Annotated in this window: 7 protein-coding genes and 1 tRNA gene; 7 read left to right on the forward strand and 1 reads right to left on the reverse strand. The window is 66.8% G+C overall.

Features of this window, described 5'->3' with window-relative positions:
- Positions 1-9 precede the first annotated feature (9 nt).
- The 5 genes from dnaG (at position 10) to M2319_RS00710 (ending at position 7741) form a co-directional block, all read left to right on the forward strand.
- Complete coding sequence (gene dnaG / locus M2319_RS00690) at positions 10-1980, forward strand: DNA primase (protein WP_264599507.1); 1971 nt, start codon at positions 10-12, stop codon at positions 1978-1980.
- Positions 1981-2581: 601 nt separating this feature from the next.
- Positions 2582-4609: an RNA polymerase sigma factor RpoD gene (gene rpoD, locus M2319_RS00695; protein ID WP_264599508.1), complete on the forward strand. Its 2028-nt coding sequence runs from the start codon at positions 2582-2584 to the stop codon at positions 4607-4609.
- 229 nt (positions 4610-4838) lie between these two features.
- Positions 4839-6227 carry a cytochrome-c peroxidase gene (locus M2319_RS00700; protein WP_264599509.1) on the forward strand — a complete coding sequence of 463 codons (1389 nt, stop codon included), beginning with the start codon at positions 4839-4841 and terminating at the stop codon, positions 6225-6227.
- A gap of 67 nt (positions 6228-6294) precedes the next feature.
- Positions 6295-7536 carry an adenylate/guanylate cyclase domain-containing protein gene (locus tag M2319_RS00705; RefSeq protein WP_264599510.1) on the forward strand — a complete coding sequence of 414 codons (1242 nt, stop codon included), beginning with the start codon at positions 6295-6297 and terminating at the stop codon, positions 7534-7536.
- 128 nt (positions 7537-7664) lie between these two features.
- A tRNA-Ile gene (locus M2319_RS00710) sits at positions 7665-7741 on the forward strand.
- A 103-nt stretch (positions 7742-7844) separates the two neighbouring features.
- On the opposite strand, the gene M2319_RS00715 is transcribed toward M2319_RS00710, so the two are convergent.
- The gene (locus M2319_RS00715; protein WP_264599511.1) at positions 7845-8918 is read right to left on the reverse strand and encodes a GntG family PLP-dependent aldolase; all 1074 of its coding nucleotides are present in this window, start codon (positions 8916-8918) and stop codon (positions 7845-7847) included.
- A gap of 244 nt (positions 8919-9162) precedes the next feature.
- On the opposite strand from M2319_RS00715, the gene M2319_RS00720 reads away from it, so the two are divergent.
- Together M2319_RS00720 and M2319_RS00725 are read left to right on the forward strand one after the other, a co-directional pair.
- Entirely contained in the window at positions 9163-10107 is a 945-nt protein-coding gene (locus M2319_RS00720) for a LysR substrate-binding domain-containing protein (RefSeq protein WP_264599512.1), read from the forward strand.
- 104 nt (positions 10108-10211) lie between these two features.
- Entirely contained in the window at positions 10212-10958 is a 747-nt protein-coding gene (locus M2319_RS00725) for a GntR family transcriptional regulator (RefSeq protein WP_264599513.1), read from the forward strand.
- Positions 10959-11193: the final 235 nt, after the last annotated feature.

An 11193-nucleotide genomic window follows, 5' to 3' on the forward strand; every position in this document is an offset into this window, starting at 1 on the left:
GTCGCCGCCATGCGGTTCACCACCTCCTTTCTCGATGAAATCCGCGCTCGGCTGCCGATCTCGGAGGTCGTTGCGCCGCGCGTTGCCTGGGACCGGCGCAAGTCGCAGCCGGCCAAGGGCGACTTCTGGGCGTGCTGCCCGTTTCATCAGGAAAAGACGCCGAGCTTCCATGCCGACGACCGGCGCGGCCGCTATCACTGCTTTTCTTGCGGCGCCTCGGGCGATCATTTCCGCTTTCTTGTCGAGACCGAGGGGGTCAGCTTTCCCGAAGCGGTGGAGCGGTTGGCGGGCCAGGCCGGGTTGCCGATGCCGGCGCCGGACCCGCAGGCGGAAAAGCGCGAGGCGCGCAAGAAGAGTCTCGGCGAGGTGGTCGAACTTGCCTGCCGGTATTTTGAGGAAATGCTGCGGCTACCGAGCTCCCAGGCCGCCCGCGACTACGTCGCCAAACGCCGGCTGCGCAAGGAGACCATCGCCGAATTCCGCATCGGCTATGCCCCGGATGCGCGCGACGGTCTGAAGAAGCATCTGCTCGCCCAGGGCATCGACGAGGCCTCCATGGTCGAGGCCGGGCTGATCCTGAAGCCGGAGGACGGGCGGGCGAGCTACGACCGGTTCCGGAACCGGCTGATCGTGCCGATCGAGGACGAGCGGGGCAGGGTCGTCGCCTTTGGCGGGCGCACCATCGACCCGCACCGCGAGCCGAAATACCTGAACTCGCCCGAAACGCCGCTGTTCTATAAGAGCGCCGTCCTCTTCAATCTGCACCGGGCGCGAAAGCCGGCGCATGACACCGGCTCGGTCGTTGTCGTGGAGGGCTATCTCGACGCCATCGCCGTCTACCAGTCCGGCATTGCCTCGGTCGTCGCCACCCTCGGCACGGCCTTTACCGAGGAGCAGATGACGCGGCTCTGGCGGCTGGCGTCCGAGCCCGTCGTCTGTTTCGACGGCGACGCCGCGGGCACGGCCGCCGCGCACCGGGCCATCGACCGCATCCTGCCGCTTCTGAAAAGCGGGCTTTCCTTCAACTTCGCCTTCCTGCCGCCGGGGATGGACCCGGACGACCTTATCGCCAAGGGCGGCCGCGAGGCCCTGATGGCCGAACTGCAGAAGGCGTTGCCGCTGTTCGATGTCCTGTGGGAGCGCGAGACGGCGGCGGCGCGGATCGATACGCCGGAGCGCAAGGCGGCGCTGGAAAAGCGTATTGAGGACCTGGTCGCGACCATTGCCGACGGCCTCGTTTCCCGCCGCTACCGTCAGGCTTACCGGGTGCGGCTCTCCGAGCTGTTCTGGCAGCAGACGCGCGGGTCGCAAGGGCCACGCGAAGGCCGGGCGCGGCGGTCCGCCCGCGACGGCGACGAGACGCCGGCGCTGAGGACGGTCCCGGGCTTCAAGGTGGAGGAGGCGACGACGCTGGAGCGCGCCGTCCTCGGCCTTTGCGTTTCCTTTCCGCAGCTCTTCGAGCAGCACTACGAGCGGCTGCAGGCGATCCCCTTCGTCAGCGGCGATTTCGACAGCTTCAAGGAGGAGCTGCACCGGGTCGTCATCGACCGGGACAGCGACGCGGTCTCGGCGCTCTATGAAGACCTCGACCCGAAATTCTTCGACGTCCTGCACGAGGTGCACGCAAGCGTGCTCTCCCGGGTCCGCGACAGCGCGGAGCGGCGGCGCAGCCTGTGGGCCGACCAGCCGATCCTGAAGTTCCATCCGCCGGAGCACTTCGTGGAGTCCTATCTGGAACTGCTGCTCGACCACCTGGAACTTCGCTCCATGCGCAACGAGCTCAACCACGACGTGGCGGCGGCCGACGGCGACATCGACCCGGCAACGGAGGCGCGCATCCTGGAGCTGTCACGGGAAGTCAACCGGCGCGCGGAAGAAGTTGCGCGCAGGGAGCGCGATCTTGCCGAGGCGGCACGGATCATCCGGCTGGAATTCGAGGCGGCGACGGGCGGCGAGGCGGCCGATCGCACGGCGGTTTGAGGGCTTTCGCCGCGCTTTCCCACCGGGGCGAATTCGCGAGTCCTTGGAATAACTTCGCCCTGGCTTGCGAATCAGCCTTGCGGAATTTTGCCCCCGCATTACATATCACGGTCGAGCGGAAGATCAGCGCCCAACGCATCGGCGACGAAAGCATCTCAGACCCGCTCCACAATCCGGATCGCGAGGCCGAAAGGGACCGGCAACGGTTTTCTTTTGCCGCCCGACACCGTATGACAGTTTTTTTGACCCTCATGCGGCAAAGAAATTTCGGTTAAACGGGAGTTAAGAGAGTTCCTCTACCGTTTACCGACGACGAGATTTTGGCGTGGGCGCAGCACGACACATGCATTCGGGACGAGACGAACTGACGCGCGGCCGTGGACCGGCGCGCGGTTTCCTGGCGGGCGGCTCTGTGCCGTTCGCCGGCCTGTCGCGCCCGTTCGCCTTCGCCGCAGACACCGATTCGGCCGCGCAGTTGCTGCGGTCCGCCACCACCAGGAACTCGAGACGATCCTAGTGCGCGCCCGCCGGGCTCCCGCGACCCGCGGGCGTCCGGCTGCCGGCGCCGAGAGTTAAAGCGCGCAAGCGAGGCAAGACGATCATGGCCACCAAGACCGAAGCCGAAGAGACCCAAGAGACCCAGACCGAGGGCCACGACGGACCGCTCCTCGACCTGTCCGACGCCGCGGTCAAGCGGATGATCAAGCAGGCCAAGAAGCGCGGCTACGTGACCTACGACCAGCTCAACGAGGTGCTGCCCTCCGAAGAGGTCACCTCCGAGCAGATCGAGGACACCATGTCGATGCTCTCCGATATGGGCATCAATGTGATCGAGTCCGAAGAGGCCGAGGAAAACGACGACAACAAGGACGGCAATGGCGGCGACCTCGTCGAAGCCACCACCTCCACCGCCGTCGCCAAGACCACGACGACCCGCGAGCCGGCCGACCGCACCGACGATCCGGTGCGCATGTATCTGCGCGAGATGGGCTCGGTGGAGCTTCTGTCACGCGAGGGCGAAATCGCCATCGCCAAGCGCATCGAGGCCGGACGCGAAGCGATGATCGCCGGGCTTTGCGAAAGCCCGCTGACCTTCCAGGCGATCATCATCTGGCGCGACCAGCTCAACGAGGCGCAGATCCTCCTGCGCGACATCATCGACCTTGAAGCCACCTACGCCGATCCGGGCAGCAAGAGCGACAGCGGCGAGGACAGCGAGGAAGAGAGCGACAGCACGGTCGCCAGCCCGCGCGAGGCCTCCAGCGAGGAGGCCATCAAGAAGGCCGACGACAGCAAGGACGCCGACGAGGCGGAGGAAAGCGGCGACGAGGACGGCGAGGACGACGACGACTTCGAGGCCAACATCTCGCTGGCGGCGATGGAGGCGGAGCTGAAGCCGAAGGTCCTGGAAACCTTCGACCTCATTGCCGAGAACTACAAGAAGCTCCGCAAGCTGCAGGACCAGCTCGTCGAGAACCGGCTGAAGAACCAGACCCTGTCGCCGAGCCAGGAGCGCCGCTACAAGCGCCTGAAGGAAGACATCATCCAGGAGGTGAAGAGCCTCTCCCTCAACCAGAACCGCATCGATTCCCTGGTCGCCCAGCTTTACGACATCAACCGCCGGCTGATGGGCTATGAGGGCCGCCTGTTGCGCCTTGCGGAAAGCTACGGCACCGGCCGCGACGACTTCCTGAAGCAGTACCAGGGCTTCGAGCTCGATCCGAACTGGATCCGCCGCGTCGCCAATCTCGGCTCGCGCGGCTGGAAGGAATTCGTCGCCAACGAGCGCGAGACGATCCGCGAGCTGCGCCAGGCGATCCAGAATCTGGCCACTGAGACCGGCCTTGAGATCACCGAATTCCGCCGCATCGTCCATATGGTGCAGAAGGGCGAGCGCGAGGCGCGCCAGGCCAAGAAGGAGATGGTCGAGGCGAACCTCAGGCTCGTCATCTCGATCGCCAAGAAATACACCAACCGCGGCCTGCAGTTCCTGGACCTCATCCAGGAGGGCAACATCGGCCTGATGAAGGCGGTCGACAAGTTCGAGTACCGCCGCGGCTACAAGTTCTCCACCTACGCCACCTGGTGGATCCGCCAGGCGATCACCCGTTCCATCGCCGACCAGGCGCGCACCATCCGCATCCCGGTGCATATGATCGAGACGATCAACAAGATCGTCCGCACCTCGCGCCAGATGCTGCACGAGATCGGCCGCGAGCCGACGCCGGAGGAACTCGCCGAAAAGCTGGCGATGCCGCTGGAAAAGGTCCGCAAGGTCCTGAAGATCGCCAAGGAGCCGATCTCGCTCGAGACCCCGATCGGCGACGAGGAAGACAGCCATCTCGGCGACTTCATCGAGGACAAGAACGCGGTCCTTCCGATCGATGCGGCGATCCAGTCGAACCTGCGCGAGACGACGACCCGGGTGCTCGCCTCCCTGACGCCGCGCGAGGAACGCGTGCTCCGCATGCGCTTCGGCATCGGCATGAACACCGACCACACCCTGGAAGAGGTCGGCCAGCAATTCTCGGTCACCCGCGAACGCATCCGCCAGATCGAGGCCAAGGCGCTGAGAAAGCTGAAGCACCCGAGCCGGTCAAGGAAGCTCAGGAGCTTCTTGGATAGTTAGACAGAGACAGGGTGGCCGAAATATCGGTCGCCGTCCGCACGACGGATGAGACAAAAGAGCCGCGTGGTCCGGAAGGGCCGCGCGGCTTTTCTTCGTGAGAGTGCGGCCAACGGTGCGTTGATTGCCAATCTGGATAAACGGTCGCGACTGTAACCAAAGCTACAGAACGCTCCGGCCGCCTTCGTTATGTCGTCAGGGCAATCGTTCCCTATCGACAGGAGCCACGCCCGTGACCGTCGCATTGCTTTTGCCGCTCCTGGCCGTTTGCGGTCTTGGCGTGCTGGTCCTCGTGTCCGGCGAGCTGTCTCGGCGCCTCGGCGTGGCGTCGCCCGGCCGGATCGGACTTGCTGCGCTCCTCGGCTTCGGCATTCTCGCCATGTCGATCAAGGCCGTGGTGCTCCTCTCCCTGCAGCCGACGGGCGCTTTGGCCGCCGTTGCGGCCGCCGCGCGTGCCATCGACCCCGCGTCGGCGGAGCGGATGGGGCGCTCCGCCGATCTCGGTCTTTCCTTAGGCACTCCGTCTTTGCAGCCCTTCGGGCGCGACAAGGCCTGGAAGGCCCTGCCGGTCGCCACCGATGTGCCGGACGCGGCGCTGGTCGATCTGGGACGCCGGCTTTTCTTCGACAAACGGCTTTCCGCCGACGGGACGGTCTCTTGCGCGTCCTGCCACGACATCGCCGGCGGCGGTGACGACGGGCGCCCGACCGCCGTCGGTATTGCCGGAGCGACAGGCACGCGCAACGCGCCGACCGTCCTCAATGCCGGGTTCCTGAGGCGCCTGTTCTGGGACGGGCGCGCCGCTTCGCTTGAGGAACAGGCGCTCGGACCGCTCCTCAACCCGGTGGAGATGGGTCTGCCGTCGATGGCGCGCGCGGTGGCGATCGTTGCCGGCGATGCTGACTACCGGGCGCGTTTCGCCGAGGCGCTGTCCGCGCCCGTCACCGCCGAGGATATTGTCCGAGCGATCGCCGCCTTCGAGCGCACCCTTGTGACGCCCGGATCGGCCTATGACCGGTTCGTGCTGGGCGACGACGACGCCCTCAGTGCGCGCCAGAAGCGCGGCCTGTTTCTCTTCGACGAGATCGGATGCCGGACCTGCCATGCCGATCCGTGGTTTACGGTCGCCGGCGATCGATACGCTTCGCCCTACCGGCTTTTCCCCGTCTTCCGGACAAGCCCGCTGCTGGCGCGCTTCGCCCTGACGGCGGATGCAGGGCGTAACGGGGCCGGAGTGTGGCGGGTGCCGTCCTTGCGGAACGTGGCGCTGACAGCGCCCTATTTTCACAACGGTTCGGTCGACACCCTCGAAGATGCCGTCCGGATCATGGCCGAAGCCCAGCTTCGCCGTTCGACTACGGGCGACGTTTCCGGCACGACATCGCTTGTGCGCGATCGTGCCGGGCGCCCGGTCGTCGGGCCCGGGCGCGTCCTGACGGAAACGGACATCGCCGATATCGCGGCCTTCCTGCGATCGCTGACCGGTGTCGCTCCCGTCGTCGATGCACCATCCTTCCAGAAACGGATGCAGCTGCGCTTATTCCGACTTTGGCAACCATCACCCAAGCGTGACGGATTGCGACTGGCGATTTTCCGGCAAAGGACCATATTCCGTTGGTGACGCGGCGGAAGGCGCTTCTTCCGCGCCCGTCCTTTCTTTCTTCCACCTGCTAGGACGACCTGCTGCCGTGAACGTTGTCGATCTCCCGACCCCGGAATTCACCAAGACCAAGCCGCTGCCCCAGGAGCGGTGGCTGAAGGCCAAGGCCGCGATCGGCTGGCTGCTCGGCGACGGCCGGCGCGCCACCGACGGCGCCACCTTCATCGAGGGCCTGTGCGCCCATGCCCGCGCCGCCGGCCTTCCCGTGGAACGGGCCGCGATCGCCATCCGGCTCCTGCATTCCGAATATGCCGGCCTCGGCTTCCACTGGCAGCTCGGCCAGCCGGCGACCATCAACCCCTACGCCTATACGCCCGGGCCCTCGCCGGCCTATGACAACAGCCCCTACAAGGCCGCCCACGACACCGGCGAATGGGTCATGCTGTGGCTCGCCGACACGCCCGACGACGCCTATGGCATCGTGCCGGAGCTGAAGGCGGGCGGCTATACCCACTATATCTGCATCCCGTTCTCCTCCCGCTTCGGCCTCTCCAACGGGCTGACGCTGGCGACCCGTGATCCGGCCGGCTTTTCCGATGACGATCTGATGGTCATCGCGATGCTGGCCCCGGCCGTTGCCGCGGCGGCGGAAATCCTTTCCCTCGACCGCATGCTCGACGACCTCCTCCGGATCTATCTCGGCGACGAGCCGCACCGGCGGGTGCTGGAGGGCAATGTCCACCGCGGCGAGGTCACGCGCGTGCGCGCGGCGATCCTCTTTGCCGACATGCGCCAGTTCACGACCCTGTCGCTCGACATGTCGGCCGAGGCCGTCACCGGGCTCCTCAACCGTTACTACGACTGCGTGGTGCCGGCCGTGGAGGAGCGGGGCGGTGAGATCCTGAAATTCATCGGCGACGGCGTCCTTGCCATGTTCCCGGCCGAGGAAGGATCGAGCGGCGATGCCTGCCAGGCGGCCTATGCGGCGGCCAAGGACGTGCAGAAGCGGGCAGCGCGGATCGGGGCGGAGGCCGAGCCCGGCTTTTCCGTCGGCGTGGCGCTGCATTTCGGCCGCGTTGCCTATGGCAATGTGGGCTCCGGCCACCGGCTCGACTTCACCATGATCGGCCGCGACGTCAACGCGGCAAGCCGGATCGCCAGCCTGTGCGGCGAGTTGCAGCGCAAGATCCTGATGTCGAAGGACTTCGCCGAGCGGCTGAAGGGCGACCCGACGCGCTATCTCGGCGCCTATCCGTTGCGCGGCATTCCCGGCCTGCAGGAGATCCACGAGGTTTCCTGCGGCCCCGATCCGTCCGTCGCGCCGGCCTGAACGGCGGCGGCGTTTTTCCTCGACATGGCTGCGAAAACCCGGCCGGCAAGGCGCGGCGCCGGGACGCCGCGCGCGGACTTGCGGCGCCGGGCTCACATGCTATAGGGGACGGGCGCTCAACGCGGCGCGGGCCCGTAGCTCAATTGGTTAGAGCCGACCGCTCATAACGGTCTGGTTGCAGGTTCGAGTCCTGCCGGGCCTACCATTCCGTCCGCCCGTTCCCGTCGGCGGACCCCCGTCCTGGCAGCAATGGCGATGTTCCGCGCCTTTCCGGCGAGCCCGGCAATCGGCGGCGAGCGGTCTCTGCCTTACGCGTGCTGCTCCTGGCCGGCGAGGGTGAGGAAGACGCCTGCTGCCCGGTCGATGTCCGCGTCCGTGATATGGCGATGGGTGACGCAGCGCAGCAGGGCAGGGTCGACGGTGCGCGTCAGGACGCCGCCGGCGGTCAGCGCGTCGACCCATTCAAAGCTCGTGCGGCCCGTTTTCGAGACGTCGACCTGGACGATGTTGGTTTCAGGCGTGCTCGCCGCCAGCGTCGTTCCTGCCCTGTTGAGGGCCTCGCTGAGGCGGGCGGCGCGGGCGTGGTCTTCGCCGAGCCGGTGGCGCATGACCTCGATAGCCTCGATGCCGGCCGCCGCAAGGACGCCGATCTGGCGCTGCGTGCCGCCCAGCAGCTTGCGCATCTGGCGCGCCCGCCGGATCGTCTCGGCGGGGCCGACCAGCACGGCTCCGGCCGGCGCGCTCAACCCCTTGGACAGGCAGATGGCGACGGTATCGGCATGGGACGCGATCCGCTCGGGGGCGACATCGAGGGCGACCGCGGCATTGAAGATCCGGGCACCGTCGAGATGGACCCTGATGCCGTATTCCGCCGCCAAGGCGCGGATCGCTTCCATGTGCGGCAACGTCAGTACGGTGCCGCCGGCGGCATTGTGCGAGGTTTCCAGGCAGATCAGCGAGGTCGCGATGCGGCTGCGGTCGACGGTCAGGATCTCCGCGACGGCGTCGCGGTCGACGGCGCCGCGGAAGGTCGGGACGGCCCTGATGCAAACGCCGGTGAAGATCGCGTTGCCTCGCTCCATCCGGAGCATGTGGGCGTTGTCCCCGACGAGGATCTGGTCGGCGCGCTGGGCCTGCGCCAGGACGGCGATCAGATTGGCCATGGTGCAGGTGGGAACGAAGACGCCGGCCTCCTTGCCGAGGAGGTCGGCCGTGCGCCGTTCCAGTTCGAGCGCGGTCGGATCGCCGTCGAGCCCGTCGTCGCCGAGCGGCGCGCTCCGCATGCGCTCATACATCGCCTCGGTCGGCTTGGTGACGGTGTCGCTGCGCAGGTCGATGGCCTCGTTGCCAGGTTCGATCGCGGCGGGGTGTTGAACGACCATCTTGAAATTTCTCCGCATGCAAGGTGCCGGGCGCTTCCAGGCGCCCTGGCGGTTCGCGTCGGGCCCCGCGGTCGCTTTTCGACCCTCGCGCCCGAGCCGTCCTTCGGTGCGCGGATGATCGCATGGCGGGTGACATATCGGAAATGCGTATTATGATCATTGTCATACTTATTTGATATAATGCGGCGAAGCGGGGCAGGCGCCGGCCCTCCGGCCGCATGTCCGAAACCGCCGCGGAGGATCCATGACCGCCAGACGCATGGGACTGCAGCATATCGAGACCTTTCGGGCCGTCGTCATGACCGGCTCCATGACCCGTGCCGCGGAGGAACTGCACACCTCGCAGCCGCAGATCAGCCGGCTGATCGGCCAACTGGAAGAGATCGCCGGCTTTTCCCTGTTCACCCGCAACGGCACGCGCATCGCCACATCGGCGGAGGGCGCGAAGTTCTTCGAGGAGGTGGAAAAGGCCTTCGTCGGGCTGAAGACCCTGGAGGCGGCGGCCGACGATATCCGCTCGTTCCGGGCGCAGAACCTCAGGGTCGCCGCCATGCCGCGGCTCGCCGGCGGACTGCTCACCCGGGCGGTCGCGGCGCTTAAGACCGATTATCCCGATGTCATGGTGTCGATCCATTCGGGCACGGCCAGCGCCGTCGATACCTGGGTGGGGTCCGGTATCTGCGACGTCGGCCTCGTCATGCTGTACGGCGCCGGCGGCACGGGGCTCGACATGGTGCCGGTGTCGACGTCCCAGTGCGTGTGCGTCCTGCCGGCCGGGCATCGGCTTGCGGACCGGGAGGCCGTGGGCGCTGCCGACCTTGCCGGCGAGCGTTTCATCGCCTTTTCCAGCGGCGGTTCCCTGCGTCGCCAGGTCGATGCGTTCTTTCGCGAGGAGGGCGTGGAGCCGGCGATCGCGGTGGAGACCGATCTCGGCGCTTCGGCCTGCGCGCTGGTGCGCGCCGGGCTCGGGGTCAGCATCATCAATCCGATGGCGGCGCTGGAGGAGGCCGCCGGGATGGACATCGTCGTTCGCCCGGTCCGGCCCGAACTGACGGTGACGCTGGGGCTGATCTTTCCGCCGTATCGCCAACGCACGAGACTGGTCGACCTGTTCGAGGATTATTCACGCGCGACCATCGGCGACGCCCTGCGCGGCGCCTTCGCGGCACCGGGCGGCCGCACGCGTTGAGGCGCCGGTGCCAGGGCTTCGTGTGGTTGACAAGGTGTCCGCCGGATGCCAGATTTCAATTGACTATGCAATTGTCTGGAAATGACTGGTAGACGGGGATATCCTTGGCCGAGACGAACCATGCCGCCGGCGCCGGGAGGGGGGTGCCGCTGTACCAGCAGATTCGCAATCACTTGCTGGAGCTGATGGAGTCCGGCCAGCTCCAGCCCGGGGATAAGCTGCCGTCGGAAAACGCGCTTGCCAAACAGTTCAGCACGACGCGCGCGACGGTGGTCAGCGGCTTCCAGCAACTGGTCCATGAGGGACGGGTGGTGCGCAAGGCCGGCCGCGGCTCGTTCGTCGCCGAACGCACGGTCGATGCCGCGCTGGTCTCCTCCGGCGTGCAGTCGATCGAGGAGCAGCTGGCGCGCCAGGGCGCGGTGGTCTCCTACAAGTTCCTGCGGTTCGACCTGACGCAGCCGAATGACAAGGTGCGCGCGGCGCTCGGTCTCGGCGAGGGCGAGGACGTCTACCGGCTGGAGCGGGTGCGGCTTTCGGACGGCCGCCCGATCAGCCTGGAAATCCGCCATATCCGGCGCGATCTCGGCCGCGGCATCACGGTGCGCGCGCTGGAGGAGATGGCCTTTATCGACATACTGCACCGCGAACTGGGCCTCAGCCCCGACAAGATCGTCGGCACGCTGACGGCGACCGCGGCAACGGAAAAACAGGCCGGCCTTCTCGCCATCCGTCCGGGCACCCCGCTCGTCCTTCGCGAGTACACCTTCTACGACGGTGACGACCAGCCGCTGACGCATGGCGAATCCTGCTATCGCAACGATGTCCGGTTCCAGTACACGAGCGGCGCCTGACGGGTAGCCGTTTGCGCTGCGGTGCCGGGCATTGCGGTGCGTCGCGCCCAGGTGGCCGACCCCGGAAGGATGCTCCGCCCGGTGCCGATCCGTCCCAACTTTTCACGCTTTTCCGGCCCGGGCAGAACGGCGGTCGCATCCGGTGGGCGGCGACCGCCGTTCCGGGTATTTCCGCGGTTTGTCGCCGTCGCCGCTCAAATGCATGGTCAAGATTATTATTGACTAGTCATTTTTG

Origin of the sequence: Rhodobium gokarnense (assembly GCF_025961475.1) — a bacterium.
GTDB classification, from domain to species: Bacteria; Pseudomonadota; Alphaproteobacteria; order Rhizobiales; family Rhodobiaceae; genus Rhodobium; species Rhodobium gokarnense.